The sequence below is a fragment of the Achromobacter sp. genome (assembly GCF_050285565.1).
Lineage (GTDB): Bacteria > Pseudomonadota > Gammaproteobacteria > Burkholderiales > Burkholderiaceae_B > Achromobacter.
In genome coordinates this window covers 194,314-221,201 of record NZ_JBLZXG010000008.1, presented here as the reverse complement: position 1 = coordinate 221,201, position 26,888 = coordinate 194,314, and the positions used below count along the sequence as shown (strand labels likewise).

Below are 26,888 nucleotides of genomic sequence, written 5' to 3'. Positions count from 1 at the left end.
GCTCAACGCGCCTCGGCCACGGGCTCGCGGCGCTCGGGACGGGCGCGTCCCGGCACGCCATGGCGCCACAGCAGATAGCCCAGCGCGCCGGCCAGGGCCAGCACCAGCAGGATCAGCACGGCCAGCCAGGCGATCAGCGTCGCCGACGAGCCCGCGTCGACCTCGATGCCCAGCACCTGGCGCGTGGCGTTGCCGGCGGCCGACGCCGCGGCGGCCGGCTGCGCCGAGACCAGCGCGATCGAGACCCGGTCTTCCGTGAGTCCCGGGATCGCGTGCGTCACCAGCTTGCGGATCTGCGGCTGCAAGGCGTCCAGGTTGTAGCCGGTCTGGTGCTTGATGAAGACGGCGGCGGTCGACGGCGTGGTGTTCTCGCCAACACCACCGCGTTCGGGCAGCACCACATGCACCCGCGCGGCCAGCACCCCGTCCATCTGCGACAGCGTATTGGTCAGCTCCTGCGACAAGGCGTAGATGTAGCGGGCGCGCTCTTCCAGCGGCGAGGACACCAGCCCTTCCTTGCGGAAGATCTGCCCCATGCCGTCGAAGCGTTCGCGCGGCAGGCCACGGGCGCGCAGGATGTCGAGCGCGCGCGCCACCTGCTGGCCATCGACCGATACCGCCACGCCGGTCTTGGTAGTGGCCTTCTGCGCGGCGATGCCCGCGTCCAGCAGCACCGACAGCACTTCGTTGGCCTCGCTTTCGTTGGCGGCCGAGAACAGCTCGACACGCGAGCCGCACGCGGCCAGCAGCAGCGCCAGGCCCAGCACCAGCCAGCGCAGGCGCCACCACGCCAGGGCCGGGCCGCGGCCGCAGACGGCGGAAGCAGACAGGGTTGCAGCGGCTTGCATCAGGACATCCTGACGAGCGAATCGATGTTCTGCGTGGTGCGCGAGACGGCCTTGCCGACCAGCTCGTATTGCACCGACACCTGCACCAGATCGGCCTGCAGCCGCAGCATGTCGGCGATGGCGGGCGCGGACGACATGGCATCCAGGCGGCCTGAGATATTCTGCCATTTCTCCGAATACTCGCTGGTGGTGCTGCGCAGGCTGGCCAGGATCTGGTTGCCGAGCGTGGCCGGCGCGGCGTCGGCCGCCGGCGTGAAGGCCGATTGCAGCGCGGCGTGCACGCCCGACAGCGCCGGCGCGCTGGCGTCGGGCGCGGCCATCAGTTGGGCGAAGCGTTCCGTGGCCAGCTCGGACGGCGTGGTCTTGACCGTCTCCAGCACGGGCGCCATTGCGGCGGAAAGCGCGGTGATCTCCATGATTCCCCTAGGGCGTGTCGTCATTCGTTTGGTTGTGCAGTCCCAGCAGCGAACGCGCCAGGGCGACGCCCTCGCCGCCCTCGCCGTCCTGTGCGCAGGCTTGCAGCAAGCGCGTGCTTTCGGCCTTGCGGCCCGCCAGTTGCAGGGCCAGGCCGCGCCAGGCCGCCAGCAGCCCGCGTTCGGCCATGGCGCTGGCCTCGCCCTGCTCGAGCAAGCGCACCGCTTCGTCCGCGCTGCCGGCATTCAGGCGCGCCAGCGCCAGTCCCAGCCACGGATAGGCGCGGCCCGGCCGCACGGCGCGCAGCGCCTGGAAGATGGCGTCGGCATGCGCCACGTCGCCGCGGCCGGCGGCCAGGAATCCCACTTCGGCCAGGATGCGCGCGTCGTCCGCATCAAGCACAAAAGCCGTCTCATCCGAGACGGCCGTTGCCGCGCCTGCATCCACCCTATCGCTCATGGCGTGCCCATCTCACGATGAGGCTCCCTTGCCGGTCAGCGCCAGCAGGCTTGCCGCGCGCGCTCCCAGTTGGGCATAGGCGCCGTCGTCCTGCGCGGCGGCCACCACCCATTGCAGCGAGTCACGCGCCGCCTCGATCTGCTCCAGCGCCAGTTGGCACTCGGCGACGCGCAGCGTCGCCTCCGGCGCCAGCGGGAACAACACGCCGATCAAGGAATGGATCCGGATCGCTTCCTCGTAGCGTTGCTGCATTTGCAGGCACAAGGCCAATCCAACCAGATAATGCTTGCGCGTCGGGCCATACTGCGCCAGGAAGGCGAACAGCGGTAGCGCCTGGCCGTACTGGCCCTGCGCCACGTGCGCGTACGCCATGGCATAGATCACTTCGAGCTGGTCGGTCGTGAGCCGCCGGCTGCCCGGCAACGCCGCCAGGCCGTCATACAGTTGCTGCCCGAAGGCGCTGCGCGAAGTCGCGGATGAGGATAGGGACACTTGGTTCGCTCCGATATTGACGCCAGTCAGACCATGGCGCGCTTGCCGATATTGGCGGTGACCTGACTCATGCTGTCGGCCGCCGCATTGATCATCTTGCTGACCATCTGCATCGACTCGTCCATGGCCTGCATCACGCTCTTGATCTTCTCGCGGTCTTCTTCCATCGCGGCCTGCAACTTGACCAGCATGGCCTCAAGCGCCTTCTTGTCGGCCAGCACCTTGTCGGCCGCCTCCTGCGCCTGCGCCGACTTGATGGTTTCGGCGCCGGTAATGACCTGGCCCGCGCCCTTGGCCACCGCGGCCGCGCCCGACGCCACCTGGCCGGCGGTCTTGACGCTGTCGGCCACGGTGCGCGCGGTCTGCGAGCCGACGTTGGCGGCGGCGTTGGCCCCGGCCGACACGGCGCCCGCGCCGAACGAAGCCACCGCCATCACAATGCCCACCGTGATCGTCGCGGCCAACCCCACCGCCATCGCGATGTAGCCGGCGGTCTGCGGGTCGGCGCCGGCGACCACCGCGATGGCGCCGGCCATCTTGCCCAGCGCGCCGGGTTCGATCAGGATGGCGCCGGTCATCAGCATGGCGGCGCCGGCGACGATGTTGCCGATCTTCTCGGCCAGTTCCGGCTCCACGCCGAAGGCCTGCAGCAACTTGCTCACGGCCTGGGTGATCATGTTGCTGATGCTGATTTCGGGACCGCCGCATTCGGCCGATATCTGATTGGCCAGCAGGCTGACCGCGCCCGCCACGGCGATGGCCGCCAGCGTCACCATGACAGGGCCGGCGGCCCCGCCCGTGACGGCCGTGGCCGCCACCGCCGCCACCACCATCAGCGCTGCCGCGATCGCGGCGACGATGGCGCCGATCCAACCGAAGATCTTGCCCAGGATGCCGCCTTTCTCGGCCTCCTTGCTCTTCTGGATCCACTCGTCGACCTTGCGCGCCTGCTCTTCGTTGTTCTTGGCCTGCTCGATGCGATTGTTCTCGATGCTTTCCTTGGCGGTGCGCAATTGCGCATCCTGGGTCTTGCCCTGCAGGGCGCGCAACAAGTCCACCATTTCGGCGGCCGAGAACTCCCGCGCGGGCGGCGCGATGGCGGGCTTGCCGTTGGCGTTGGTGACGCCGTCGCCACCACTGCGCGCCTGCGCCGCGCTCGACGCCCACTGCGAGGCCAGCGCGGCCAGGTCCATGCCACTGACGGCGCGCAGGGCGGCCTCGGCCGCCGCGCCCATGGCGACGCCGGCGCCGGACGGATCCAGGGCGGGTGTCAACCCGGCATTGCCGGTCGAAGGGCGGATGTCCATGATCTTGGCTCCCCTGGCGGACTCAGAGATTGCGGGCGATGCCGCGGTTGGTTTCGCTGCGGCTCTGCTCGATCGCGCCGAGCTTGTCACGAATGTCGCGGATAACGTCCATCATCTGCTGCATCACGTCGTTGGCGTGTTGCGCGCCCGATTCCGCGACTTTGGCGCCGGCCTCCAGCCGCGCCCGTTCCGCATCGGCCAGGCCCGCCTTCTGGTCATAGGCCGCCTGCACAATGCCGCCGACGCCGCCGGCCATGCCGCTCAACCCCTGGCCGATACCGGCGGAATTATTGGCAAAGCCGTCCAGTCTGGCCTGCGTCACGGTCTGCTGCGCCGTCAGCGGGCTGGAGGTGGTGGTCATGCGGGCCGAGGCCCCCATGGCGGCCATGCCGCCCAAGCCGACGCCGGCCTGCATCACCCCCCCGACGATCTGGCTGATGCCCTGCGCCAGCGCCCCCTTGAAGCGTTCTTCGGCCGCTTCCTTGATCTTGTCGGCCGCGGCCAGCAGGGACTGCGTCTGCGCATCCAGGGAAGCGGCGCGATCGGCGCGCGCCGCGTTGCGCTGCTCCTGCGAGATCTTCTGCAACAACGCCATCACGGCGTACATGTCGGTGTCGGCGTTGGCCATCAGCTTGTTCAGGGCGTCGGCCGCGCCGGCAATGTCGGCCTGGGCCGGCGGCGGCAGGCCCAGGGAGGCGAGCTTGTCGGCGGCGGCGCCCTTGCCGACGAACTGCATGGCGTCCAGCGAGGTATAGCCGGGCGTCGCCGTCTGCGCGGCCTGCGCGCCGGCCAGCGGATCGAGCAGCGCCGGGTTGATGGCGCCGGGGGTGTTGACGTTGATCATCTCAGTTCTCCTTGGCGCCGCGCGCCGCCAGCAGATCGCGCAAGCCGCGGGCGCGCTCGGCCAGCACCGCATGGCGATCCGGTTTGCACATGGCCAGCGCCAGGTCGCACGATTGCAGGGCGGCGGCGGGTTGACCCATTTCCAGCAGACATTGGGCCGCATGGAACACCGGCGCCGGCTCCAGCGGGTCGAGCAGCGTCGCGGCCATGTACTGCTGCAACGCGTCGGCATGCTTGCCCATGGCCTGGGCGGTGGCGCCCAGGGCGACCAGGTAGCGGTGCTCGGTGTGATCCAGCGTCACCAGATAGGCCAGGACCTTCAGCGCATCCGCGTAGCGGCCCTTTTCATACAGACCGTAGCCCAGGGCGTAGAGCGCCTCGCACTCGTCGGCGGTCATGCCTTTGAGCTGGCCCAGGCTGCCGCCGCGGGCCATCTGGTCGACGATCTGATCATGCAGCGCTGCGTACTCCGCGCCGGTCATCGGCGCCTGGGCGGCGGTATTCATGGCGGGCTCCCGGACGTCAGATTCAGACCATCGTGCGCGGACGCTTGACCGGCGCGCCGGGCGCCCGCGGCGTGCTGCGCTGGCGCGCGTAGGCGGCTTCCTGTTCGACTTCGCGGTCGACCGCCTCCATGTCCTGGCGGAACAGCGCCTCGGCTTCCTGGCGCTGGCGCTCGTCCATGGGCTGTGCCTGGAGCGTGGCGCGCACCTTGTCCGGGTCCAGCCCCAGCCGGCGCAGGCTGTCGTCGGACGCTTCGATGGAGCGCTGGGCCTCGCGCACGGCGGCTTCGGCGCGCTGGATGATGTCCTGAATGTTCTGGTCTTGGGTATCGGCCATTGCCGTTCTCCGGATTGCGTGCGGATAGGAAGAAAGCGGGATCAGCGCATATTGCCGATGATCGACGAACGGCTGTCCTGCATCTTCTTGATGAAGTTGGTCATGGTGTCGAAGGCTTCATTGCGCTTGTTCGACAGGCTCTGCAGGCGCAGCATGTCCATCTGCTGGCTGTTGCTGGCGGCGTCGAGCTTGCTCTTGAGATCGGGGATGGCCTTCTCCAGGCCTTCGCGCGTCGGCATGCCGGTCACGTTGGCGCCGATGACATTGCCGGCGGCGTCCTTGATGGGGGTGGCCGAGACCGGCGCCGGATCCATGCCCAGCTTGAACGCCTGAGTCGCGTATTCGGTGGCCAGCGTCTTGTTGGTGGGCGTGCCGGCGCCTTCGCTGACCTTGTCGCCCGGCTTGGCGTCCTTGGATTCCAGGGTGCCCTTCATGCCGTTGAGCTTGGCCTGCATGTCGTTCAAGGCCCCGGTCAGTTCATTGCGCTTCTGCACTTCCTCGATCTGGCTCTTGAGCTGGCTGTCCAGCAGCTTGGTACGCTCGGTCTGCACCATCATCAGGGCGGTCTCGATATCCATGCCCGAGAGATCGGTCATATTGATGGCGCCGATACCGGCGGGATTCATGTTCACGCTCATGAGAGACTCCTGATCCGGAGGACGCGCCCCGGGTTCGATGTTGCGATTGGCCGACTATGCAGCGTAAGTAACGGAACCCGGCTTCAGGTTCCACGAATCTTCTCGGAAATCGCCATCCGGCTGTCCTGCATCTTCCTGATGTAGTTGGTCAGCATGTCGGCGGACTCATTGCGGCGGTTCATCAGGGCCTGCAACCGCAGCATCTGGTCCTGCTGCAGGTTCGAGGCCTCGTCGATGGCGCCCTGAACCCGGGTCACGGCCTTGCGCAGTTCACCGTATTCCGAGTCGTAGCGGATGCCGCCAGGGCAACGATTAAGGGTTTGCCCGGGGTAGTCGGGCGTCATGAAGCCCTCGTGGCCGGCCATCCGGTCAACCAGTTGGGCGGCCAGCAGGTGGCCCCGCAACTCGCCCTTGTCGCGCCACTGGGCCAGCAGATCGGCCTGGTCCGCGGGCAGATAGGCACGGGCGAAGTCCTTCATGTCGCCCATGTGACCGAACAACCGCCAGGTATTGCTATCGGAGGCGAAACCCAGGTTAATGCCCGCCTCGGCCGCAGCCCGGTTGATGCGGTCAGCCAGGCGGTAGCTCCAGCCGCCGTGGGCGTCGTCCCATTCCTTGTCGTACTTGGCGCCGGCATTGAACTGCGCCTGCACCGCCTTCAGGCCGGCCTGCACGACGTTGAGCAGCTCCAGACGCCGGTTGAGCGCGCGCAGTTCCTCGATCTGCGTCTGCACCTGCTTGTCGAGCAGGCGCCCGCGCTCGCCCTGCACGCTGAGCATGGCGGTTTCCTGGTCGGCGCCCACCAGGTCGGCGCCGCGCACGCCGCTGGAGCTATCCAGGCCCACCCCTCCCAGGCTGGGCTGGCTACCGTTGATTGTTCCGGCCATCATCCGCCCCCGTTTATGTCGTCAGCGCATATTGCCGATGATGGACGACCGGCTTTCCTGCATCTTCTTGATGAAGTTGGTCATGACGTCGAAGGCTTCATTGCGCTTGCCGGTCAGCCCTTGCAGCCGCAGCATTTCCATCTGCTGGGTATTGCTCAGATTGTCGAGCGAACTCTTGATCTCGTTGACCGCCTGCTTGTTGGCGTCGATGCTCTTGCCATTGCTGGCGATCTGCGCCTGGAGCGCCGAGATCTTGGCGCCCAGTTGATCGACGAAACCCTGCACCACCCGTCCCTTGGCATCCATGGTGCCGTTGCGGTCGACGTCGCGCGGCGCATCGTCGCCGGTCGGGATCGTCAGCCCGGCCGCCTTGATCTGGTCGAGCGTGGCGTGCGAAAGCGCCTTGTCGTCGCCCTGCCCCCAGGACAGCCCGTACCAGCCTTCCGGATTGGGGCACTTGCTCGCCGACAGGCGGCCCTGCAGATCCTTGAGCTGCTCGATCTGCCCCTGCAACGCCACGTTGGACGATTCCAGCTTGAGGCTTTCCGCGTTCTTCGCGTTCATCGCCTCGTTCAGGCCGGCCATCTGCGCATTGCGGCCATTGACTGAATCCAACTGCTGTCGCAGGGCATCCTCCAGCATCTGCGAGCGCTGGGTCTGCACCGCCATCAGCGCGGTCTCCAGATCCATGCTGGACAGGTCCATGCCCGCCACGCTTCCCACTCCCACTCCGGAAACCGTAGACATTCCTTTCTCCTTGATCGACCGTCCGCGCCACGACGCGGCAATCGGACAGCACGGGTTAACCCTGAAATTCGGTGCGGCGGATCCGGGCCCCGGCCCAGCCGCGGCCTGCCCGTGTACGTAACCGCCGCCGGGCCTTGGTTCCATTCAAAGAAGATGGAACTTTCCCGCCCGATCCGTTACTACCCCTGACTGTGCGCGGCCTCCGGCCGCCGTTTCCCGCGCCCTCATGAACCGTATCGACGCCGGCCTGCCCGCCTCCGCCTTCTCGTCCACGACCTCGCACGCCGACATCCAGCACGGCCAGCAGCAGGTCGGCACGATGCTGGGCCAGGCCGCCATGACCGTCGACGGCGAGTTCTCGCTAGCCGATTCCGCCGAGGAACTCAGCCTGCACATGGCCGAGAAGACCGAGGACAAGCACCACGCCGAACGCAAGATCGGCCGCGAGGCGCCGCTGCAACTGCTCAGCGCCGAGGCGATCGTGGCCTACCTGGCCGAGTCGCACGACGCCGACGCCCAGGAAAAGCTGATCGAACTGGCGCGCCACCTGCTGAGCGGCCGCGCCGACCCGCGCCAGGCCGCGGCCCAGGCCTTCGCCGACCCGGCCCGCCAATACCTCGGCCTGCAATACGCGCTGCGCCAGGGCGAACGCGAAGGCGCCCCGGACGACGTGCTCGACGGCCTGCGCGAGGCGCTGGCCGACCTGGAACTGGAAAGCGGTTCGCGGATCCGCGCCAGCCTGAACACTGTCGGCGCGGCGGCCGGCTATGCCGGCGACGCCCGCGGCGTGGCCGACTTCCAGCGTACCTACCAGGACGTGGTGCTGGGCGAGAACAACCTGGCCAAGACCCTGTCGCTGGCGTTGGAACGCTTCGGCGGCAAGGACGTCACGCGCGGCCTGCAACAACTGATCCAGGCCCTCGGCCAGGACCTGGCCGCGGCGCGCCCGTCCACCAGCCCGGACCGGCTGCAAGCCCTGATGCAGGACCTGTACCAATTGGGCGTGGCGGTCACGGTGCTCGACGGCTGCGGCGAACTGGGCGAGAAAATGGCGCGTGAGCACGGCAAGCCGTTGGCGGCCGAGCGCCTGATGCAGGATCTGGTCAACGTCAGCAACGAGAAATGGCTGTCGGAATCGCGCTTCACCACCCTGGCGGCGTCCCACGGCGCGGATTCGGTGGCGGCCCGCATCACCTTCCTGGGCGGCGTGCGGGCGGTGCTCAAGGATCTGCCGCTGCCGATGTTCCCCGACATGGACGCCCGCCAATCGGCCCTGAGCGCCGCGCAACTGGCCCTGGATGCGGCCATCGACGAGGAATACGAATGAATAGCCTGGACCACGCCCTGGGCGCCTTCGGCCAGACCATCGGCCTGCCAGGGTTGGCGCTGGGCCCGCGCGGCAACCTGGCGCTGCAACTGGACTCGGGCCGCCGCGTCGCCATCGAGGCGGCCGGCGAGGAGGTGCTGGTGTACGTGTCCGATCCGGTGCCCTACGACGCCGCGCAACGCCTGCTGCGGGCCTGGCGGCGCGCGCACCACGCGCACCTGGACGGCCTGCCGGTGCAGGCGGCCCTGCGCGACCAGGACGGCATCCCCCGCCTGCTGGCGCTGGCGCGGCTGCCGGCCGACCACAGCGACGCGGCCGCCTTGCGCCAGGCTGTGGATCGGCTGGCGCGCTGGCTCGACGACACGCGCGCCGATTGACCCCCGCGACGGAGACCTGCATCCCATGTCAGATATGCGCATCAGTGGTTTTGCCTTCGACCGCGGCCTGGCCGGCATTTCCTACGCCGGCCGCGAAGCGCCGGGCCAGCACCTGCCCGAGCGCCAGGAACTGGCGCCGCCCACCGGCGGCGTCAAGGCGCAGTTGGCCCAACTGCTGGACACGCCCAACACCGACCGTTACCTGGACAACCAGCTACGCCCCACGGTGACCAACCGCGACCTGCTGCTGCCCGGCAAGTTCGCCCAGGCCCTGCAATCGACGCTGGCGGGTCTGAGCGCCGCGGCCGAACAACGCCAGGACAGCAACCCCGACGAGGCGCGCGCGCTCAACCGCGCGGTGCGCCTGCTCAAGGACGAAGCGGGCCTGCGCGACCTGGTCACCATGTACCGCAGCGCCCTGTATCAGGGATGAACACGCCCATGCCCCTGCCGCCCGACGCCCGCGAATTGCTCAGCCTGCTGGCCTACGTCTACCTGGAAAACAACCGGCCCGAAAAGACCGCCGTGCTGTTGCAGGCGCTGCGCACGCTGGGGCTGGCCGACGGGCGCCAACTCGCCACCCTGGCGCTGGCCCAGCTCCGCGCCGGCAAGGCGGACGCGGCCCTCTCGACGCTGGACGGGTTGGCCATGCAGGGCGGCGTGGATGCGCCCTTCCACCTGATCCGCTCGCAGGCCTTGCTGGCACTGGAGCGGCGCGACGAGGCCGCCGCGGCCATGCGCGCCTACGTTGCCCTGCGGCCCGTCCCGGCGGCCGCGCCCATTGAAGCAGAAACGACTTGAGCCGTCCCATGCAAGCCCTGAACCGCGTGGTCGCCGTCGCCACCAGCCGCAACGATATCGTCCTGGCGGTGCTGATCGTCTCGATCATCTTCATGATGATCCTGCCGCTGCCGACGACGCTGGTGGACGTGCTGATCGGCGCCAACATGACGCTGTCGGCCATCCTGCTGATGGTCGCCATGTACCTGCCGTCGCCGCTGGCGTTCTCATCGTTCCCGTCGGTGCTGCTGGTCACCACGCTGTTCCGCCTGGGCATCTCGATCGCCACCACCCGCCTGATCCTGCTGCAGGGCGATGCCGGTCACATCATCGAGACCTTCGGCAACTTCGTGGTGGGCGGCAACCTGATCGTCGGCCTGGTGGTGTTCCTGATCCTCACCATCGTGCAGTTCGTGGTCATCACCAAGGGCGCCGAGCGCGTGGCCGAGGTGGCGGCGCGCTTCTCGCTGGACGCCATGCCCGGCAAGCAGATGTCGATCGACGCCGACCTGCGCGCCGGCACCATCGACATGGACGAGGCCCGCAAGCGCCGCTCGGTGGTCGAAAAGGAAAGCCAGCTCTACGGCGCCATGGACGGCGCGATGAAGTTCGTCAAGGGCGACGCCATCGCCGGCCTCATCATCGTCGCGGTCAACCTGCTCGGCGGCATCCTCATCGGCACCATGCAGCGCGGCCTGTCCGCCGGCGAGGCGGTGCAGGTGTATTCGATCCTGACCATCGGCGACGGCCTGATCGCGCAGATCCCGGCGCTCTTCATCGCCATCTGCGCCGGCATCATCGTGACCCGCGTGCAGACCGGCGACGGCCCTTCCAACGTCGGCAAGGACATCGGCGCCCAGGTGCTGGCGCAGCCGCGCGCGCTGCTGATCGCGGCGGCCATCGCCATCGGCATGGGCCTGATCCCCGGCATGCCGACACTGACCTTCCTGGCGCTGGCCGCGGTGGTCGGCACCATCGGCTTCGTGCTGCTGCGCGGCACGCGCAAGGTGGTGGACGAGAAGACCGGCGAGATCACCGAGATCCCGGCGCTGGCGGCCGACGGCCAGAAGCCGCAGGCCAAGCCGCGCGCCGACGGCAGCGCCGAGTTCGCGCCCACCCTGCCGCTGATGATCGACGTGGCCGCCGCGCTGCAACGCAGCTTCGACGCCGACGAGCTCAACGAGGAACTGCTGAAGATCCGCCGCGCGCTCTACTTCGACCTGGGCGTGCCGTTCCCCGGCATCCAGCTGCGCTTCAACGACGCGTTGCCGGCGGACACCTACAACATCCTGCTGTCCGAAGTGCCGGTATCGCAGGGCAAGTTGCGCCCGGGTTCGGTGCTGGTGCGCGACACCGAGCAGAACCTGCAGGCGTTGCAGGTGCCCTACGAAACCGACAAGCGCTTCCTGCCCAACATCCCGACGCTATGGGTCGACGCCAGCCTGGCGCCAACCCTGTCGGCCGCCGGCATTCCGTTCCTGGATCCGCACCAGGTGCTGACCTGGCACCTGGCCTTCGTGCTGAAAAAGTACTCTTCGGATTTCATCGGCATCCAGGAAACCCGCTTCCTGTTGACGGCAATGGAAGACCGCTTCCCCGATCTGGTCAAGGAAGCGCTGCGCGTGATGCCGGTGCAGAAAATCGCCGAGATCCTGCAGCGGCTGGTGTCCGAAGACATCTCGGTCCGCAATCTGCGCGCGGTGCTGGAAGCGCTGATCGAGTGGGGCCAGAAGGAAAAGGACTCGGTGCTGCTGACCGAATACGTGCGGGTCTCGCTCAAGCGCCACATCAGCTACAAGTATTCCAGCGGCCAGAACATCCTGCCGGCCTACCTGCTGGCGCCCAATGTCGAGGAGACCGTGCGCGGCGCCATCCGCCAGACCTCGGCCGGCAGCTACCTGGCGCTCGACCCCAATGCCTCGCGGAAACTGGTGGACAACATCAAGCGCGCCACCGGCGATCTGGCGGCGGCGGCGCAAAAACCCGTGCTGCTGACCTCGATGGACATCCGCCGCTACCTGCGCAAGATGATCGAGCAGGATCTCTACGAACTGCCAGTGCTGTCCTACCAGGAACTGACGCAGGAGATCAACGTGCAGCCGCTGGCCAGGGTGGACCTGTGAACCCGCCCGCAACCGGAGAGGCCTCATGAGCGAAGCGCTGGAACTGCGCGTGCTGTCCGGCCTGCACCGCGACGCCCGCTGCCCGGTCGAGGACGGCTCGATGCTGGGCGCCGACCCTGCCTGCGACATCGTGCTGGCCGACGACGGCATGGGATCGCGCGCCGCGCGCGTGCGCATCAGCGCGGGCGGCTGGGACCTGGCGCTGGACGACGCCGCGCCCGCCCAACAGCCTGCCACGCCGTTTAACCGTCCGGTGCCGCTGGGCCCGGTGTGGATCACGGTGGCCCGGCGCGGCGATCCCTGGACCCAGGCGCCGGATGCCGCCAACGACGCGGACGCCCCCGCGGCCGGGCCGGTGGCGCCCGCCGCCGCGCCGCCGCCGGCGCAGGCCACCGACGCGGGCGAAGAAGACCGCCAGCTGGAACAGCGCCTGCCCCTGCCGCCGGCGCCCGGGCGGCGCCGCAAGCGCGACTCGTGGCCGGTGCTGTTGGGCCTGGGCGCGGTCGTGCTGACCGTCTGCGTCGCCATCTTCCTGGCGCTGATGCCGTCCTCGACCGCCAGCCGCGCGCCGCGGGTCGATCCGCGCCTGACCGCGGCCGAGAAATCCGTCGGCCAGATCTCCGCCGTGTTCGAACGCCTGGGCCTGGCCTCGCGCCTGCATGTGTCGATGGCGCGCGACGGCATGGTGACGGTGTCGGGCTGGGTGCGCAATGCCGCCGAACAGGACGCGGTCGCGGCGGCGTTGTCGCAGATCTGGCCGATGCCGGCCATGCGCATCAGCAACGAAGAGGAAGTGGTGCGCACCGCCCGCGGCGCGCTGCGCGCCTTCAACGTGCGCTACGAACCGCGCTATGAAGGCGATGGCCGCCTGGTGGTGGCCGGCATCGCCAGCAGCGCGCGCGAGCGGGCCTCGGCGCTGGATGCGCTGCGGGCGCAATTGCCGGGCATGACAGTGCTGGGCAACGACATCGCGCTGACCCAGCAGCTCAGCGATACGCTGTCGAGCCAACTGGTGGACGCGGGCCTGTCCGGCATCACCCTGACCTGGAAGCCCGACCATCTGGAACTGGCCGCCGGCGCGCTGGACGACGAGCAGCAGGCGCGCCTGCGCGACGTGCTGGACGACTTCAACAAGAACCACCTGGACGTGGCCAGACTGGCCGCCGCCAGCGCCGCCCCCACCGCCGACAGCGTGCCCTTCGTGATCCGCAGCGTCGTTGGCGGACCGCAACCCTTTGTGGTGCTCGAAGACGGCAGTAAGCTGCTGGTGGGCGGCGTCTACCGCAAGTACCGCCTGACCGCCGTGGAAAACACCCGCATCATTTTCGAAGGCCCGCGCACCGCCATCGTGACGCGCTGATTCCCCAACCGTCCGCCCACATGAACGAACCGACCGCCCTCACTGAACTGGAACAGCGCCTGGCCGGCCCCGACGGCACCGCCTTGCGCGCCAGCCTGATGCAACGGCTCGCCGCGCTCGAACACCGCACGCGCCAACGGCTGGACTGCGGCCTGGTGCCCGTCGCCTTCCAGCAATGCCAGGCGGTGGCGCAGGCCGCCGCCGCGGCGCGCGAGGTTCTGGCCGCGCTGACTCTGGATTCCGAACCCGGCGCCGCCGCGCCGCCCCCCCCTTTCTCTCCCTTGAACCGCTAGGAGACGCACCATGGCCTTGAATGGATTGACCGGCTCGTCCGGCCTGAATTTCAACAGTGTGAACAACACGATCTACGACAGCATCCGCTCGCAGGAAAGCAACCTGCAGACGACGCTGTCGAACATGCGCACCAACGCCGACGGCAGCGTGTCCCAGGCCGACCTGCTGAAGATGCAGCAACAGGTGCAGCAATGGACGATGCTGATCGAAATCCAGAGCACCATCACCAAGCAGATCGCCGATTCGCTCAAGGGCGTGATCCAGAAGGCCAGTTGAAACGCGCGCGCCGGCCTTGGCCGGCGCCAGGCCGCATCGATGTCCGGGCCACCCGCGCCCGCGGGTCGCTGCGCGCCTAGACCGACTGCATCATGAAGGCGGGATTGCGCCGCGCGCGGTCGCCGTCGGGGTCGGCGCGCGCGGCGCGCTGCTCCCATGCCTCGACCTGATTGAGCAAGGCGTCGATCGCGGCCAGCAGCGCCTGCGCGCCGCTTTGCTCGCGCGGCACGGCCAACTGCAGGTGCATGCGGCCGTCCGGCGCGGCGCAAGCGACCACGCCGCCGCCCGCCTGCAGGAAGTTGGCGCGCGCGGCCAGCAAGGCCTGCGCGCCGTCCATCATGCCCCCACCCACCGCGCACGACAGCAGGATCTGGCCGCGCGCGCCATGCGCCATCAGTTGCACCAGATGACGGCCATCGAAAGCCAGTTGGCACAGCCCGCCATCGGCGGGCGCCAGCGCGGGAATGCCGAGTGCCTGGCCAAGCTCGGACAGCGCCTGGGCGAAGTGGGAATCTGACACGGTAGCGATGAGGCAATGCCGGTGGCCGTCATGCGCGGCGCCCGGATGCGCGAAATTGAAGAGTCGACATTATCGCACCCGTAACGCGCGAATCCCAAGCGCCGGCAGGGAACCCGGAGGCGGCTTGCTGTTACTCAGGAGCAAGTTTCCTCTCCGCGAGTTCCCCATGGCGCACAACTCCCTCTTCGACATCGCGCAGGCCGCCGCGCAGTACACGCACGCGCATTTCCACGATGGTGACACGCAATCGCCGGCACAATGGACTGTGCCGGTGGACGAGCACCATCAGATCGGCATGACGCGCAATGCGCACGACGGCAGCATCGTGCTTACCGCCTGGCGCCACGCGTTCAACGACGCGCCCGGCTTCGACGATATCCAGGGCGAGGCGCTGCTGCGCCGCGGCTTCGATAGCCGCCTGGGCGCCAGCCTGATCGGCGGCATCTCGCCGGAACTGGGGCCGAGCCTCAGCGTGCCGCTGTACGCCGCCTGCGATGCACAGACACTGCACGACACCGCCGACCACCTGCTGCGAGCGCTCGATCACCTGGCTCGCAACGAACCGGACGCGCCATCCGCCACGGCCCCATGGCCACGCGGGCCACGCGGCGACGCGCGCCAGGCCGAGCGCGACCTGGCGCGGCTGGCCCAGGCCTGCGGGCTGGAGACGTTGCCCGCGGGCGCGCGCCAGTTCGCGCTGCTGTTCGACGACCTGCCCGGCCGCGTCACGCTGCACGCCGCCAATCGGCTGCTGCTGGTGGACTTCTTCCTGCACGACGCCGCCGCCGTGCAAGGCACATTGCGCCGCGCCATCATCAAGAGCGCCTTGCTGATCAACCAGAACGCGCTGCGCGGCCACGCCTACCAGGTCGGCCTGGACAGCCGCCAGTTCCTCACAGCCAGCGGCCGCATCGCGCTCGACCGGCTCGACGACGCGGCCTGGCCGCGCTGGCTGCAATACCTGTTGGCGCAAGCATCGGACACGCGCGCGCTGGTACGCGGCCTGGCGCTGGAAGGCGCGCAGATCTCGTATGGCGCCACCGCCGCCGCCGCGGACGCCGCCCTGCCGGGAGCACTCGCATGACCGGCATCTCCAGCGCCATCCAGAACAGCGCGGCCGCCTCCGTCTGGCAGCCGCCGGTACAGCAACCCACGTCCCTGCTGGGCCAGCTCAAGGGCCTGTTCGTCACGCCCGATAGCGACGGCACGCACGTGGACGCGGCCAGGCATTCGTTCGAACAGTATTTCCAGCGCGAAACCAGCGCGCTGGCCGACATGATGGGCCCCAAGGGCATCGAAGGATTCGCCCGCGACGTGCAGGCCCGCTTCGAATCGATTGTCCAACGCACCTTCGACGCCCTGCCGCGCAGGGAGGACGGATCGGTGGGCGGCAAGGACTTCGCCAGCGCCATGAAATCGGCCGGCAAGGAAGCGGCCATGGCGCTGGACCGCCTCAAGGTCGATGCGGCGCGCGCTGAACTGTTGTCCAACCTGGGGCCGGTCGATACCCGGCCGCAGATCATTGCGCGCGGCGACAAATTCGTCGTCATCCGTCCTGCGCCGCAGTTGGAGAACATGGTGCTGCGTGGCGGCGGCGCCAAGGGCATCGGCTACAGCGCCGGCCTGGATCAAATGGAAAAGGCCGGCATGCTGGCCGGCGTCAGGCATCTGGCCGGCTCCTCGGCGGGCGCGCTCACCGCCACCTGCCTGGCCGCCGGCCTGAGCGCCGCCCAGTTCGAGCAGGGTCCGGCCGACGCGCTGTTCCGGCCTGGCGTGCTGGATGCGCTCAAGGGCGGCGCCGACCTGGCCCGCATCTATCCCGACCTGCGCATGGAAGGCGGCCTGGCGCCCGCCGTCGCTTCGCTCAAGGTAGTCGACCAGGCCACCATGCAAAGCGTGCAAGGCTACCTGTCGGCGCACTGGAACACCGCCGCCTTCCAGGACAAGCTGGTGGCGCTGGCCGGCCAGGGGCAACTGGATGCGCGGCATCTCGAACGCCTGACCACCTTGCAGCAACTGCCGGACTTCGAGCAAGCCCACCCGGACAGCATGATCACCTTCGGCGACCTCAAGCTGCTGAACCAGTTGGCCCCGGAGACCTTCAAGCAACTCACGCTCACCGGCTGGAACAAGACCGACCAGCGCGAGGAGTACTTCAGCGCCGACACCACGCCCGACATGCCGGTGGCCTATGCCGCCCGCATATCGATGGCCTTTCCGATCGCCTTCAAGGCGGTATCGCTCGAAACCCCCGACGCCGGCAGGAAGGTTTACGCCGACGGCGGCATCGGCAGCAACATGCCCTCGGAAGTGTTCACCCATCCGGCCGACGCCCACGGCGTGCGCACCGAGCTGACCGGCCAGGCGCGGGAGCAGGCGCAGGCGCGCACCCTGCTACTGACATTCGATCAGAACGGCAAGGCTTATCAGGTCATGCATGGCGGGCCGCCGCAACGCCCCGCGCCCGGCGTGCTCGGCAAGATCAAGGCCTTCTTCGTCAACCTGATCACCCGCCATCCCGACCAGGCCGCCACGGGCCTGGCAGACCGGCACAAGATCCGGGACGCCGGCCCCAACGCCTTGCCGGTGTTCCATGGCGGCATCAGCACGCTGACCTCGAACATCAGTGACCAGACCCAGCACCAGGCCCATATGCTATCGGCCTGGAAGGCGCTGGAACAGATCGATGCCCGCACCCAGCAGGCCTACTCGATGGAATGCGACAGCCTGGAGGAATTGGCGGGCTTGCTGACCGAGGACGAGAAGCGGGCGCTGCGCGACGGCCCGGCGCCGGATGGCCCGCAACGGCAGTTGCTGGCCATCCTGGACGGGCCGCCAGCGCCGGGCTCGGACCCGCTGCTGCTGCGCGTCTGAGCACGGGCGCGGGATTCAGAGCGGCACCACGGCCCTGGCGCGGCACACCCGCGCCAGCCGGTCGGGGTTCCCTTCGAATTCGCGCCACAAGCGCAACAGGCGATCCGCGCCGGTGCTGCGCGCATCCACCGCGTACCTGGCATAGGCCAGCCAGTGGCGTTCGGCCGGCGCCAGTCCGGCCTCGGCCACGGCCAGCACTTCGCCGGCCAGGGCCAGCACAGCGGGATCGTGCAGCGCGTCGCGAATCGCATCGGCGCGCATGGCGCGCAACCGCAACCAGCCCCACGTCCGCAACAAGTCCTCGGCCTGCGACAAGTTGCGCATCAGCCCCAATTGCAGCGCGGAAGGCGCCATCACCACCGTGGCGGCGATCTGCGTTCCGGCCTCGTCCAGCAGTTGCGCGTCGGCAAAGCCGGCCCCCGGCGCGCGGCCCTCGATATAACCGCTGGCGCCCAGGCTTTCATACAGGGCCTCGATGCCGCCGGGCTGGCGCCAGGCCTCGCGCAATGCCTCCAGCGGCAGCGGCGCGGCCAGCCGGTAGCGCCAGCGCGCGTCAAGGAAGTGCGCGAACTGCGAATATTCGAAATGGCTGCCCTGCGGCGCGACGATCACCGTTGCGCCGCTATCCGAGCGCCGCCCGGGCCAGCCATCGGACGCCAGGAACGCCGACAGCGAGGGCGCGCCGCGCAGGTACACGCCCGTGGCCGACTTGTAGCCATCCTCCACGGCCAGGGGCAGGCAGCGGCTGGCCGTGCCCGGCGCGAACATCCAGCGGAAATAGTCGCCCAGGTCCACGAAGGGCCGCTCGGGCAGGCGCTGCAGATAATGATCGCCGGCGTAGCGCGAATGGCGGAACATGCGGTCCCACACCGTCAGCCGGTTCTCTTTCAGGCCGGTGGCGCGGCCATTCTCCAGCGGACTGTTGGCAAAGATCGCGATGCTGGCCGGCGCCAGCGCCAGCACCACGTTCAGCGCGCGCGCGGCCTGCGACACGTCCACCGAGGTGCACGGGCTGTTCTGCGCCTTGGCGTCGATGCCCACGCGATGCAGCCATTCGCGGTGGCCAACCAGTTCGCGATAGATCGGCCGCGGCACGTGCACGCGCGCATACCAGGACGAATCCAGCGTGCATTGCGGATGCTCGGAAGCGTTCAGGATGACGGCGTCCTCGTCATGCAGGGCCGCGCTGGCATCGTTCAGCTCGCGCCGCACGCGCCGCGCCAGTTCGGCCAGCCCGCCCTGCGCCTCGGAGACCGGCGCGAACGCCGTCTCCAGCAGGTTGAAGCCATTGTCCAGGCCGCTTTCGCCCGCCGCGACCGAAACCCCCACGGCCTGCCCGCCGATGCGCACCAGGTCCGGTGCCTCGCCGCGCGCGGCCTTCAGCGCGGCCAGCGTGTCGAAATATCGACTCACCGGGTGGCTGGCGCCGGTACTCCGGCGCGCCACCGCCATCTCCATCTCCAGGCCCAGCGTGTGTCCGGCGCGCAGCGTCATCGCGCCGCTCCGGCGCGGCGGCCGCGCCTCGGTTGGCGATGGGCGGACGGGGTGGCGGCGAGCATCACGACGGTCTCCTGGTTGTCTGGCGCGAAGCGCGCCGCAAGCTGAGTAACACGGATCGCCGCGGCGTTCCCCCGAAGTGCCGCCATGCCGCGTCAGGCGGTGCGAGGCATCTGCGCGAAACGGCGCGTCAGGATTTCCACAAAGGCCTCGGTCACCACCGAGGGCGCCGTTTGCGCCGGATAGGCCATGCAGACCCGCACCGGCAACTTGGGCGTGAACGGCCGGATCGCCAGTTGCTGCGCGAACACGTCGGCAATATATGGATTGACAATGCCCAGCCCGGTGCCGGCCGCCGCCAGCGCGCAGATCGTCGAAGAATAGGTGGTTTCAATCTCAGACAGCGGCTGCACCTGGTGCGCCAGCATCGCGCCCCGCAACTGCAAGTAAACATCATCGTCCGCGTTCAGCACCAGCAGCCGGCGCTCATTCAGGTCCGCGATGCCGATGGCCGGCAGCGCGGCCAACGGATGATCCGGCCGCATCACGCAGACCGCGGCGCTCTCGTGCAGGCTTTGCAGCGCCAGGTGGGCGCCGTCCAGCGGCACCGTCGTCACCACCACGTCATAGGTGCCATGCAGCAGGCCTTCGCGCAGATACTGGCTGCCCACGGTCTGCATGTTGATATGCACGTCGGGATAACGTTGCGCGAATTCCTCGACCGCGCCGGGCAGCATGCCCAGGCCCAGTGCCGGCGTGCAGGCCAGCCGCAGCACCCCGCTGCCGCTGCGGCGCATGGCGGCCACGCGGTCCTCGATGCGTTCGAGGCCGACGAAGTGGCGCTTGACGGTGTCGAACAGATCCTTGGCTTCGCGCGTCGGGCGCAGCCGGCCGCGCTCCATGTCGAACAGTTTCAGGCCGCTGGCCTGCTGCGCCTGTGCCAGCAGGCGGCTGATCGAGGGTTGCGTGGTGCGCAGCATTTGCGCGGCGCCGGTGGTGGTACCGGCCAGCATTACCGCGTGGAAGGCTTCGATCTGACGGAAATTCAGCGGTCGGCTCATGGCGTCACAGGGTATTGCAAACTTGCATAGCCTATGCCGAAAAGAGAATTTCTTCAAATACTTGCGGCGCCGGGGCCGACGACGGCATCCACACGCTCGACCTCGACAGCGGCGCTGGCGCCGCGATGGCACGCAGGCCTGAGGCGGCCTCGCCAGCCCCTCAGCCCTCGCGCGCAACCTGGCGCAGCGCCTGTTCGAACACATCCGGCGGCTGGCCGCCGGACACCAGGTACTTGCCATTCAGGATCACCGACGGCACCGAGCTGATGCCGCGGTCGCGCCATTCCGCCTCTTCCTTGCGCACCTCTTCGGTATACCGCCCCGACGCCAGCACCGCGCGCGCCTCGGCCGCGTCCAGGCCGGCGTCGGCCGCCGCCTGCACCAGCACCTCGACGTCGCTGGTGTCCTGGTTGTCGTAGTGATAGGTCTCCAGCAGGCGCTTCTTGAGCGCCGTCTGGCTGCCCTGACCTTCCAGCCCCGCCCAGTACAGCAGGCGGTGCGCGTCGAAGGTATTGAAGGAACGGTTGTCGTCGGCCATGCGCATGCGCATGCCGACGGCGGCCGCGCGTTCGCTGATCACCTTGCGATTGGCCTGCACTTGTTCGCGACTGTAGCCATACTTCCCCATCAACCGCTCGATGGTGTTCTGCCCGCCGGCGGGCATGTCGGGGTTCAGTTCGAACGGCCGGAAATGCAGCTCGACCTCGGCCTCGCCCCGCACGCGCCCGATGGCGGCCAGCAGGCCGCCCAGGCCGACCGCGCACCAGGGGCAGGCAACATCGGACACGAAATCGATTGTGATCTTGGGCATGGCATTCTCCGGGAACGGCTCTCAAGCGTAGACCAAACGGCGCCGCCACGATCAAGAAACCCTGGCCGCGCCAGGGCCGGCACCGGCTACCGCGCCGTGTCCCGCCCGAACAGGATCCGCTCGATCGCGCGGACCCGATCCCGGCGCCGCCTGACCGCGCGCACCGGCCTGCCGAAGACGCGCTTGCGCTGCGTGGCCTCCCGGCTGGCCTGCAGATGCTCGACGAATACTTCGTCGCACGGCGCGTTGTCGGTTTTGTCGAAGATCCAGCAATAGGACACGGGCAGCCGCGCCACCCTGTAACGCGGCGCGGCGGACGCGGCATCGCTCGCCAGCAGGCGTTCCAGCACCCGTTGATCCCACTCGTCCGGATGCGCCGCGCAGGCCTGCGCCCAGGCTTGCAGCAAGGCACTGGCCGCCGGCGTGTGGTTGATGAACAGCGTGCCGCTCAGCAAGTGGCCCTCGGGTTCATAGTAGGCGGCGATGTCACAGTCCAGCGCGGCCAGCGCCGGCCACGGATCGCGGTGAAACACCGCATCTACGTCGACATACAACAATGGGCCCAGGTGTTTTTCGCGCATGGCGACCAACACCGATGGCTTCATGGACGCATTGCGCACCCAGGATCCAGCGGATTCGATCGGTTCGGCGTGGACGGCCAGCCCCAGCCTCTGCGCCGATCGCAGCATGCGGTTTTTCTCCCGCTCGTAGATGCTGTCACGGGTGAAAAACGCCACCACCGTGCCCGTGGGTCCGCTCCCCGCCGGCCCCACCTCATCGGGCCCCGGAAAACTCGGAACCACACGCGTCTGCTCGGCAGACCAGCCGAACCACTTGCGTCGAAACCAATCGAACATGATGCGCCACGCTTTTCAAGATCAGGTAAAGCGGGCGTACCGGCCGCGTCGGATCGACAGCGCGGCGGCAGGCTCGCACAACGCTCCACCCGCCATAACGCGACGCGCGGAGGGCGGGCGATACAGGCGCGGGATCGAAACGCAGGCGGAGTGTATGGATCGACGCGATGGACGTCGATGCTCTTGCAATCAGTCGAAATTCAAATCGCTACGATGAAGCATTCTTCACGCAGTTCCTTGCAAAATGACTTTCCTGGCTGCCCAGAGCTTTCAATAGGCTTCCATACTTTGACTTGTGCCACGCTCAACGCGAATCCAGGCGGCGCCGGTTGCCTTGACAGCCCTCTCAGGCAGGCGGCGCGCGACCGCGTCGCGGAGACCGGTTTTCTTCCTGGAGCGTGGTCAAGGCACGAACACGCCTCGTGAGATGGGCCGGTATTATCGCGAAGCCATTCCGCACTCCGGCGGAACAGCTTCGGCCCTGCATATCTGAGTCTGGGACTGCCGCGCACAGGCCGCGTTCTTCATCATTTGCGAAACGTAGCGCGAAGCTCATCCGCTGAGGGTTGCCCCAAAATCCCGGCCTCGAACCCGCGAGGGCGAGGCCTCTTGGCCCCGCCTGTCAGCCCTATTGCGGCTTCCAAAAAACATACTCTGCGTGATAGCCGACCCGCTCGCGCTGCTTGAGGGTGGCCATCGTGCATCGCTCCGCCGAAGGCGCGGCGCCGCCAGAACTGACAAGTCGTTGGATGTAGGTTACGCCCGTCAGCAGCCCCGCGCCCCGTGACGGGTTCGCCAGCACCAATTGATCGTACAGACGGTCCGGGCCGACATTGGCACGCACCACTTCCATGCCTGTCAGCGATGACCCATCCGACGCCTTCCAGGTTTCAGGCGGACTGGAATAGACGCCGCTATTGCCTGCCTTGCCATCCCCCAACTCAGCTTCAGCCTTGACCGCGCGCCAACGCGGCGGTTCGCCGCTATCAGGGGTAATGCTGCACTCATAAGTGATGGATCCGCTGGCGGCGGCGCGCCATGCTATCCCATTGTCCGACGGCACCTGCAAAATGGGCGGAACCGGCTGAGCCGCGGATAGCCGTGATGACACAGCCACGCTGGCTACCAGAAAAGAGACGGCCAAAAATACGCGCGTGCGCGCGGGAAACCGTGCCTCATTACTGCCAATCATGGCCATGATTAACGTCCTATCGATAAGACAATGTCGAGTGCCGCCATGCGACGCCACGCTGTCGCGGCATCAACCCGGTCACCACCCGCGCGTTGATGCGCAATCGGAGCCTGGCGAGGTTCCATAATGGCGTAAGCGCCGGCGGTCGCGGTCAACCGCCGGCGCGCCAACGAAACAGCCCGCGCAGTCGCCCCCACGGCGTCAGCTCGCGTACAGGTTATAACCCATCGCCTGAGCTACCGCCGCCGCCATGAGCTGGCCACGAACGCTATTGCCCGTCTCGTCCAGCGGCGGCGAAAATGCGGCGATCCCCATCACACCCGGAACAACGGTCAAAATGCCGCCGCCCACGCCACTCTTGGCAGGCAACCCCACGGTATAGGCCCAGTCGCCAGAGCGGCCATACATACCTTCCATGGTCATTTCCGCCAACACAAATCGCGTATGCTCGGCAGCCAGGGCCTTGACCTTGGTGATCGGGTTCAGGCCTTTGCCCGCGAGAGTCGCGCCCATGGTCGCCAGTTGTACTGTCGAAATCAGCGTGGAACACTGCCGCGTGTAGACGTCGCAGGCCTCCATCGGGTCGCAGTACATGGCATCAGCAGAGTACAGCAGCCATGCAATCGCGCGATTGTGAAAATTCGTGGTCTGCTCGGACAGATTGACATCATTGGACAATTCGAGCGGCGCGCCCGCCAGCTTCGATTGCATATCCAGAATGCGGTGCCAGCGTTCTTCGGCGCAAGTCGCCTTTATCACGCTGACGGTCGCCATGGCGCCGGCGTTCACCAGTGGCGAAAGCGGCTTGTCGTGATGCAGCTCCAAGGCAATCACGGAGTTAAACGGCAGGCCGGTGGGATCCGCGCCGATCTTCTCCTGTACCGCGTCGGGCCCGATATCGTCCAGCGCCAGTGCCAAAGTGCATACTTTGGAAATCGATTCAATCGCAAACTTAAAATCCGAATCACCCGCCGTAACGACGTCACCATCCACGGTGACCACCGCCAGCGCGGCGAGGTCGGACGGCACCTTGGCCAGGTACGGGATATAGCTTGCATTCTCCCCTCCCGGCGCGGCGTGGTGTTTGTCGTAAGCGGCTTGGACGACTTGCTTGAGCGCTACCAAATCTATAGACATATCATGCTCCGGCAACCCGGGGCTTGCCTGAGAGCGCGCAAGACCCGGGCAAGATCATCAAGACTTCGATGCAGGCGATTGGCGGGAGGCAGGCGGCGCGGCAACGGCCCCCATCGGCGGGATCGAACCGCTTGCGCCAGCGGCCGCGGCCTGCCAGGTGAATGGCGCGAAATCGCTGTCTGGGGCGCGCCATGCCGGCTTGCGCATCCAGTAGATGAAAAACGGAAGCGCGCAGAAAAAGAGCGTGAGTCCGATCAGAATGCCAACGTACATCGACGGGCTGCCCACCGAAATCTGGCTTGGGGGAATGAAGCTGAAAAGAAAGGCCAGCAACGAACCGATGAAGCCCGCCCCCCCCACGATCCACATACCTGCGGCGCCACCAGGAATCCGGTAAGGGCGAGCACGGGTCGGTTGGCTATAGCGCAGATAAATGGCCGCCGCGAACATCAGCAGGTACATGATCAAATACAGAATCACGGTCAACTGACTGAGAATCTGGTAAACGGCTTGCACGGAAGGCAGTACCACGAACAGCACCGAAAGCAGGCTGACCAGCACCGCTTGCACCAACAGCACATGAGTCGCCATACCGTTTTTATTCGTGTGTTGCCACCAGCGCGGCAGGTATCCCGCCTTGGCAACCACCAGCAACCCTGACGAGGGGCCGGCCACCCAGGTCACGACGCCCGCCAGGACGCCAACGGCGAGCGCAACCGCGATGACCGGACCGAGCCACTCCAGGCCCGCCCACTTGAACATATCGTCATAGGCGACAAGCAGGCTCTGCGTCAGATTGATGTCGGCCTGCGGAATCACAAACGCAATCGCGAGTGTTCCCAACACAAAAATCAGCACGGTACCAATAGCCGACAACATGATGGCGATCGGGTAGTTGCGCTTGGGGTTCTCGACCTCCGAAACGTGAATGGCGTTCATCTCCATCCCGGCGTAGAAGAGGAAAATGCTGGCGGCGAGCACAACGTTGTCAAAATTGGTGAAGTCAGGAATGACTTCATCCATCGACAACTTGATTTGCGGAGTGTTGCCTCCGAACAAGTAGGAGAAACCCAGCACGATGATGATGATCGCGGGCACGATCGTGCCGATGATCCCGCCCCACTTGGATACCTTGGCGAATGTCGCGACCCCTCTGAAGGCGATGAAGGTTGCGAGCCAATAGATCCCCAAGACAATGCAAAGAATAAAGTACTTGTTGGCCGAAAGCGCTTCATCCCATCGCTGATCGGGGCCGATGAAGGCGAGCGACACGGCGCCAAAGGTCAGCGCAGTGGGAAACCAAACGGTCACTTCGATCCAAAGCATGAACATGGCCAGAAAGGCCAGCTTCGGCCCAAAGGCCTCGCCCACCCAGCGGAAAATTCCGCCCTTCTCCGACCAGCCCGTGGCCAATTCAGCGGCCACCAAGGAGACCGGAACCAGGAAAAAAACGGCAGCGAAAAGATAGTAGAAGATGGAGCTCAAGCCATACTCGGCTTCGGCGGGCAGGCCTCGCAGGCTCACCACCGCAACGATATTCATGATCGCGACGGTACCAATGCCGAGCTTCTTGATCGATGGAGGGCTAGCAGCCTGTTTATTAAGCGGATCAGTCATGGCATTCATCCTTGATAGAATCTACGGCATTGGCCGGGTGTACGCGACCGACGCTTCGGTGCGCGTTTGCCAACGCCAACTAGCGGCGAACTCAACATGCTGGATAAGTTCTCTGATGCATCCTCCATGCTAGGTTTGACTGGCAGCGGGCCACGGCCCTATTTGGAGGCCAGCAACGCAGCCGACCCATCCATCAAGCCTGGGGCAACGCTTTTCAGCGCAACGCGCTTCGCCGTGCCGCCTGCTTGTTGAACAAGGTCGTTCAGACTGAACCGCACATAATTCAGACTGTCGTAAGTGCGGACATACATCTGCCGTTGGTTCAGATCGATAAGCGCGGTCCACGAGGTGTACTCGGATGAGTACAGCCAATCACCGGTAACCCCAGGCGCAGCGATATTGGCAATGCCATCGTAGAGGCGGTTGTCGATGGTCACGCCACGCGGACGGTCGAAGTTGTTCATCACATGAGCGAGTGTGTGGACAGCCTGCTCCGGCGTTTTGGCCGCTTCGGTGAAGTGGCTGTAGTAGAAGGCTCGCACAAAGCGCCCGACTGACGTATTGGACGCCGGCAAGCCTTGGGTCGCGATGCCCGAATCGGGCTGCTTCAACGCTACACCGTCAATCGTCAGTGACGATTGATCCTTGTTCGTGAGAAAGGTGTAATTATTCAGGTTGGTCATGTGCCAAGGGAACGCAGGCCCATTCGTCATGACGCCGATAGGGTTATCATGGATCTGCTGTTTTCCATTGGCAAACTCGATCACGATCGAGGCGCCGCTCGCATCGTGCAGTGTGTAATGAAAGGGCGTTTTCAACAGGCCAAGCGGTAACAACGCGGTGGGTAGCACCGGCTGATTCTCCAACGCCTGTTTGACCTCGGCTACCGTTGCGTACTGTGCAAGCGTCCACGAGCCAAGATCAATCGCGGCCAGTACGGCTCGCGTCTTTTTTATCATGTCGGCCGGACCTTCCGAACTGGCGAAAGCCAGCAGACCGAACGTCAAGCCTTTGTCGTTTACCCCTTCGACATACTTGTCCGTGTCCGTCACGGGATCGGGCACGCCGATGGCGACGAACGCGTTCTTGGCGGTGAAATTGAGAACGTGGTTGAAATCCGCCTGAGAACCGAAGGTAGCGCCCACTGGCACATAGCTGACGTGGTAGGGCAATTCCATGGGCAGTTCCATGGTGCGGCCTGCGTACGCCGCGCCATTGTTATCGCGGTACAGCAGCGAAGTGCAGGCTTGCGTGGCTACCGGCGCCAACATGACGAGCGCGACGGAACTGATGATACTGAGTATTTTCAT

Annotated in this window: 30 protein-coding genes; 10 read left to right on the top strand and 20 right to left on the bottom strand. The window is 66.8% G+C overall.

The window, feature by feature from the left end:
- Positions 1 to 2: 2 nt before the first annotated feature.
- From sctJ to ACN6O8_RS18525, 11 genes are all read right to left on the bottom strand, one after another.
- Positions 3 to 848 carry a type III secretion system inner membrane ring lipoprotein SctJ gene (sctJ, locus tag ACN6O8_RS18575; protein ID WP_427992470.1) on the bottom strand — a complete coding sequence of 282 codons (846 nt, stop codon included), beginning with the start codon at positions 846 to 848 and terminating at the stop codon, positions 3 to 5.
- Entirely contained in the window at positions 848 to 1,264 is a 417-nt protein-coding gene (gene sctI, locus ACN6O8_RS18570; RefSeq protein WP_427992469.1) for a type III secretion system inner rod subunit SctI, read from the bottom strand. Before sctI ends, sctJ begins: the two co-directional genes overlap by 1 nt.
- Positions 1,265 to 1,271: 7 nt before the next feature.
- Positions 1,272 to 1,664: a hypothetical protein gene (locus ACN6O8_RS18565; protein ID WP_427992468.1), complete on the bottom strand. Its 393-nt coding sequence runs from the start codon at positions 1,662 to 1,664 to the stop codon at positions 1,272 to 1,274.
- A gap of 69 nt (positions 1,665 to 1,733) precedes the next feature.
- A complete protein-coding gene (locus ACN6O8_RS18560; RefSeq protein WP_427992467.1) occupies positions 1,734 to 2,213 on the bottom strand; it encodes a SycD/LcrH family type III secretion system chaperone in 480 nt (159 codons plus the stop codon).
- Between the two features lie 26 nt (positions 2,214 to 2,239).
- Entirely contained in the window at positions 2,240 to 3,520 is a 1,281-nt protein-coding gene (gene sctE, locus ACN6O8_RS18555) for a type III secretion system translocon subunit SctE (protein ID WP_427992466.1), read from the bottom strand.
- Between the two features lie 22 nt (positions 3,521 to 3,542).
- On the bottom strand, positions 3,543 to 4,364 hold the full coding sequence (gene sctB / locus ACN6O8_RS18550; protein ID WP_427992465.1) for a type III secretion system translocon subunit SctB: 822 nt from the start codon (positions 4,362 to 4,364) through the stop codon (positions 3,543 to 3,545).
- A 1-nt stretch (position 4,365) separates the two neighbouring features.
- Positions 4,366 to 4,869 carry a SycD/LcrH family type III secretion system chaperone gene (locus ACN6O8_RS18545; RefSeq protein ID WP_427992464.1) on the bottom strand — a complete coding sequence of 168 codons (504 nt, stop codon included), beginning with the start codon at positions 4,867 to 4,869 and terminating at the stop codon, positions 4,366 to 4,368.
- A gap of 22 nt (positions 4,870 to 4,891) precedes the next feature.
- Positions 4,892 to 5,203: a hypothetical protein gene (locus ACN6O8_RS18540; protein WP_427992463.1), complete on the bottom strand. Its 312-nt coding sequence runs from the start codon at positions 5,201 to 5,203 to the stop codon at positions 4,892 to 4,894.
- A 41-nt stretch (positions 5,204 to 5,244) separates the two neighbouring features.
- Entirely contained in the window at positions 5,245 to 5,841 is a 597-nt protein-coding gene (locus tag ACN6O8_RS18535; protein ID WP_427992462.1) for a hypothetical protein, read from the bottom strand.
- Positions 5,842 to 5,924: 83 nt separating this feature from the next.
- Positions 5,925 to 6,731, bottom strand: coding sequence for a hypothetical protein (locus tag ACN6O8_RS18530; protein ID WP_427992461.1), 807 nt, complete (start codon positions 6,729 to 6,731; stop codon positions 5,925 to 5,927).
- A gap of 18 nt (positions 6,732 to 6,749) precedes the next feature.
- The gene (locus tag ACN6O8_RS18525; protein ID WP_427992460.1) at positions 6,750 to 7,475 is read right to left on the bottom strand and encodes a hypothetical protein; all 726 of its coding nucleotides are present in this window, start codon (positions 7,473 to 7,475) and stop codon (positions 6,750 to 6,752) included.
- Positions 7,476 to 7,701: 226 nt separating this feature from the next.
- On the opposite strand from ACN6O8_RS18525, the gene sctW reads away from it, so the two are divergent.
- From sctW to ACN6O8_RS18485, 8 genes are read left to right on the top strand one after another with little or no spacing between them, the layout of a single operon-like run.
- Positions 7,702 to 8,802 carry a type III secretion system gatekeeper subunit SctW gene (sctW, locus tag ACN6O8_RS18520; RefSeq protein WP_427992459.1) on the top strand — a complete coding sequence of 367 codons (1,101 nt, stop codon included), beginning with the start codon at positions 7,702 to 7,704 and terminating at the stop codon, positions 8,800 to 8,802.
- Positions 8,799 to 9,179, top strand: coding sequence for a type III secretion chaperone SycN (sycN, locus tag ACN6O8_RS18515; protein WP_427992458.1), 381 nt, complete (start codon positions 8,799 to 8,801; stop codon positions 9,177 to 9,179). Before sctW ends, sycN begins: the two co-directional genes overlap by 4 nt.
- A 25-nt stretch (positions 9,180 to 9,204) precedes the next feature.
- Positions 9,205 to 9,612: a hypothetical protein gene (locus ACN6O8_RS18510; protein ID WP_427992457.1), complete on the top strand. Its 408-nt coding sequence runs from the start codon at positions 9,205 to 9,207 to the stop codon at positions 9,610 to 9,612.
- A gap of 8 nt (positions 9,613 to 9,620) precedes the next feature.
- The gene (locus ACN6O8_RS18505; RefSeq protein ID WP_427992456.1) at positions 9,621 to 9,980 is read left to right on the top strand and encodes a hypothetical protein; all 360 of its coding nucleotides are present in this window, start codon (positions 9,621 to 9,623) and stop codon (positions 9,978 to 9,980) included.
- A gap of 8 nt (positions 9,981 to 9,988) precedes the next feature.
- Positions 9,989 to 12,082, top strand: coding sequence for a type III secretion system export apparatus subunit SctV (sctV, locus tag ACN6O8_RS18500; RefSeq protein ID WP_427992455.1), 2,094 nt, complete (start codon positions 9,989 to 9,991; stop codon positions 12,080 to 12,082).
- Positions 12,083 to 12,107: 25 nt separating this feature from the next.
- Positions 12,108 to 13,442, top strand: coding sequence for a type III secretion system inner membrane ring subunit SctD (gene sctD, locus ACN6O8_RS18495; protein ID WP_427992454.1), 1,335 nt, complete (start codon positions 12,108 to 12,110; stop codon positions 13,440 to 13,442).
- 20 nt (positions 13,443 to 13,462) lie between these two features.
- Positions 13,463 to 13,735, top strand: a complete 273-nt coding sequence (locus ACN6O8_RS18490; RefSeq protein WP_427992453.1) for an EscE/YscE/SsaE family type III secretion system needle protein co-chaperone — start codon at positions 13,463 to 13,465, stop codon at positions 13,733 to 13,735.
- A gap of 10 nt (positions 13,736 to 13,745) precedes the next feature.
- A complete protein-coding gene (locus ACN6O8_RS18485) occupies positions 13,746 to 14,012 on the top strand; it encodes an EscF/YscF/HrpA family type III secretion system needle major subunit (protein WP_427992452.1) in 267 nt (88 codons plus the stop codon).
- A gap of 76 nt (positions 14,013 to 14,088) precedes the next feature.
- Here ACN6O8_RS18485 and ACN6O8_RS18480 read toward each other — a convergent pair whose 3' ends face one another.
- On the bottom strand, positions 14,089 to 14,532 hold the full coding sequence (locus ACN6O8_RS18480) for a CesT family type III secretion system chaperone (RefSeq protein WP_427992451.1): 444 nt from the start codon (positions 14,530 to 14,532) through the stop codon (positions 14,089 to 14,091).
- Positions 14,533 to 14,698: 166 nt separating this feature from the next.
- Here ACN6O8_RS18480 and ACN6O8_RS18475 point away from each other — a divergent pair, with 166 nt between their 5' ends.
- A complete protein-coding gene (locus ACN6O8_RS18475; RefSeq protein ID WP_427992450.1) occupies positions 14,699 to 15,616 on the top strand; it encodes a hypothetical protein in 918 nt (305 codons plus the stop codon).
- Positions 15,613 to 17,406 (top strand): patatin-like phospholipase family protein, encoded by a 1,794-nt coding sequence (locus ACN6O8_RS18470; protein WP_427992449.1) that lies wholly within the window; start codon positions 15,613 to 15,615, stop codon positions 17,404 to 17,406. The genes ACN6O8_RS18475 and ACN6O8_RS18470 overlap by 4 nt, the downstream gene beginning before the upstream one ends.
- Before the next feature lie 15 nt (positions 17,407 to 17,421).
- On the opposite strand, the gene ACN6O8_RS18465 is transcribed toward ACN6O8_RS18470, so the two are convergent.
- The 8 genes from ACN6O8_RS18465 to ACN6O8_RS18430 all read right to left on the bottom strand — a co-directional run bounded on the left by ACN6O8_RS18465 (position 17,422) and on the right by ACN6O8_RS18430 (position 26,888).
- Positions 17,422 to 18,900, bottom strand: coding sequence for a glutamate-cysteine ligase family protein (locus ACN6O8_RS18465; protein WP_427992448.1), 1,479 nt, complete (start codon positions 18,898 to 18,900; stop codon positions 17,422 to 17,424).
- A gap of 158 nt (positions 18,901 to 19,058) precedes the next feature.
- Positions 19,059 to 19,964: a LysR substrate-binding domain-containing protein gene (locus ACN6O8_RS18460; RefSeq protein WP_427992447.1), complete on the bottom strand. Its 906-nt coding sequence runs from the start codon at positions 19,962 to 19,964 to the stop codon at positions 19,059 to 19,061.
- 160 nt (positions 19,965 to 20,124) lie between these two features.
- Entirely contained in the window at positions 20,125 to 20,775 is a 651-nt protein-coding gene (locus ACN6O8_RS18455; protein WP_427992446.1) for a DsbA family oxidoreductase, read from the bottom strand.
- A gap of 86 nt (positions 20,776 to 20,861) precedes the next feature.
- Positions 20,862 to 21,632 (bottom strand): putative nucleotide-diphospho-sugar transferase, encoded by a 771-nt coding sequence (locus ACN6O8_RS18450; protein WP_427992445.1) that lies wholly within the window; start codon positions 21,630 to 21,632, stop codon positions 20,862 to 20,864.
- Positions 21,633 to 22,260: 628 nt separating this feature from the next.
- Positions 22,261 to 22,830 (bottom strand): DUF3455 domain-containing protein, encoded by a 570-nt coding sequence (locus tag ACN6O8_RS18445; protein ID WP_427992444.1) that lies wholly within the window; start codon positions 22,828 to 22,830, stop codon positions 22,261 to 22,263.
- Positions 22,831 to 23,025: 195 nt separating this feature from the next.
- The gene (gene glsA / locus ACN6O8_RS18440; RefSeq protein WP_427992443.1) at positions 23,026 to 23,961 is read right to left on the bottom strand and encodes a glutaminase A; all 936 of its coding nucleotides are present in this window, start codon (positions 23,959 to 23,961) and stop codon (positions 23,026 to 23,028) included.
- A 57-nt stretch (positions 23,962 to 24,018) separates the two neighbouring features.
- On the bottom strand, positions 24,019 to 25,578 hold the full coding sequence (gadC, locus tag ACN6O8_RS18435) for a putative glutamine/gamma-aminobutyrate antiporter GadC (protein ID WP_427992442.1): 1,560 nt from the start codon (positions 25,576 to 25,578) through the stop codon (positions 24,019 to 24,021).
- Between the two features lie 158 nt (positions 25,579 to 25,736).
- Positions 25,737 to 26,888, bottom strand: coding sequence for a linear amide C-N hydrolase (locus ACN6O8_RS18430; RefSeq protein WP_427992441.1), 1,152 nt, complete (start codon positions 26,886 to 26,888; stop codon positions 25,737 to 25,739).

Bases quoted from the DNA above. Each gene is read 5' to 3' on its own strand.
- ACN6O8_RS18485 (WP_427992452.1), top strand. From the start codon at position 13,746: ATGGCCTTGAATGGATTGACCGGCTCGTCCGGCCTGAATTTCAACAGT.
- ACN6O8_RS18465 (WP_427992448.1), bottom strand. From the start codon at position 18,900: ATGACGCTGCGCGCCGGACACACGCTGGGCCTGGAGATGGAGATGGCG.
- gadC (WP_427992442.1), bottom strand. From the start codon at position 25,578: ATGACTGATCCGCTTAATAAACAGGCTGCTAGCCCTCCATCGATCAAG.
- ACN6O8_RS18445 (WP_427992444.1), bottom strand. From the start codon at position 22,830: ATGGCCATGATTGGCAGTAATGAGGCACGGTTTCCCGCGCGCACGCGC.
- glsA (WP_427992443.1), bottom strand. From the start codon at position 23,961: ATGTCTATAGATTTGGTAGCGCTCAAGCAAGTCGTCCAAGCCGCTTAC.
- ACN6O8_RS18530 (WP_427992461.1), bottom strand. From the start codon at position 6,731: ATGATGGCCGGAACAATCAACGGTAGCCAGCCCAGCCTGGGAGGGGTG.
- ACN6O8_RS18545 (WP_427992464.1), bottom strand. From the start codon at position 4,869: ATGAATACCGCCGCCCAGGCGCCGATGACCGGCGCGGAGTACGCAGCG.
- sycN (WP_427992458.1), top strand. From the start codon at position 8,799: ATGAATAGCCTGGACCACGCCCTGGGCGCCTTCGGCCAGACCATCGGC.
- ACN6O8_RS18505 (WP_427992456.1), top strand. From the start codon at position 9,621: ATGCCCCTGCCGCCCGACGCCCGCGAATTGCTCAGCCTGCTGGCCTAC.
- ACN6O8_RS18475 (WP_427992450.1), top strand. From the start codon at position 14,699: ATGGCGCACAACTCCCTCTTCGACATCGCGCAGGCCGCCGCGCAGTAC.
- ACN6O8_RS18525 (WP_427992460.1), bottom strand. From the start codon at position 7,475: ATGTCTACGGTTTCCGGAGTGGGAGTGGGAAGCGTGGCGGGCATGGAC.
- sctW (WP_427992459.1), top strand. From the start codon at position 7,702: ATGAACCGTATCGACGCCGGCCTGCCCGCCTCCGCCTTCTCGTCCACG.
- sctB (WP_427992465.1), bottom strand. From the start codon at position 4,364: ATGATCAACGTCAACACCCCCGGCGCCATCAACCCGGCGCTGCTCGAT.
- ACN6O8_RS18470 (WP_427992449.1), top strand. From the start codon at position 15,613: ATGACCGGCATCTCCAGCGCCATCCAGAACAGCGCGGCCGCCTCCGTC.
- sctD (WP_427992454.1), top strand. From the start codon at position 12,108: ATGAGCGAAGCGCTGGAACTGCGCGTGCTGTCCGGCCTGCACCGCGAC.
- sctI (WP_427992469.1), bottom strand. From the start codon at position 1,264: ATGGAGATCACCGCGCTTTCCGCCGCAATGGCGCCCGTGCTGGAGACG.
- ACN6O8_RS18490 (WP_427992453.1), top strand. From the start codon at position 13,463: ATGAACGAACCGACCGCCCTCACTGAACTGGAACAGCGCCTGGCCGGC.
- ACN6O8_RS18450 (WP_427992445.1), bottom strand. From the start codon at position 21,632: ATGTTCGATTGGTTTCGACGCAAGTGGTTCGGCTGGTCTGCCGAGCAG.
- ACN6O8_RS18460 (WP_427992447.1), bottom strand. From the start codon at position 19,964: ATGAGCCGACCGCTGAATTTCCGTCAGATCGAAGCCTTCCACGCGGTA.
- ACN6O8_RS18540 (WP_427992463.1), bottom strand. From the start codon at position 5,203: ATGGCCGATACCCAAGACCAGAACATTCAGGACATCATCCAGCGCGCC.
- ACN6O8_RS18430 (WP_427992441.1), bottom strand. From the start codon at position 26,888: ATGAAAATACTCAGTATCATCAGTTCCGTCGCGCTCGTCATGTTGGCG.
- ACN6O8_RS18510 (WP_427992457.1), top strand. From the start codon at position 9,205: ATGTCAGATATGCGCATCAGTGGTTTTGCCTTCGACCGCGGCCTGGCC.
- ACN6O8_RS18535 (WP_427992462.1), bottom strand. From the start codon at position 5,841: ATGAGCGTGAACATGAATCCCGCCGGTATCGGCGCCATCAATATGACC.
- sctE (WP_427992466.1), bottom strand. From the start codon at position 3,520: ATGGACATCCGCCCTTCGACCGGCAATGCCGGGTTGACACCCGCCCTG.
- sctJ (WP_427992470.1), bottom strand. From the start codon at position 848: ATGCAAGCCGCTGCAACCCTGTCTGCTTCCGCCGTCTGCGGCCGCGGC.
- sctV (WP_427992455.1), top strand. From the start codon at position 9,989: ATGCAAGCCCTGAACCGCGTGGTCGCCGTCGCCACCAGCCGCAACGAT.
- ACN6O8_RS18455 (WP_427992446.1), bottom strand. From the start codon at position 20,775: ATGCCCAAGATCACAATCGATTTCGTGTCCGATGTTGCCTGCCCCTGG.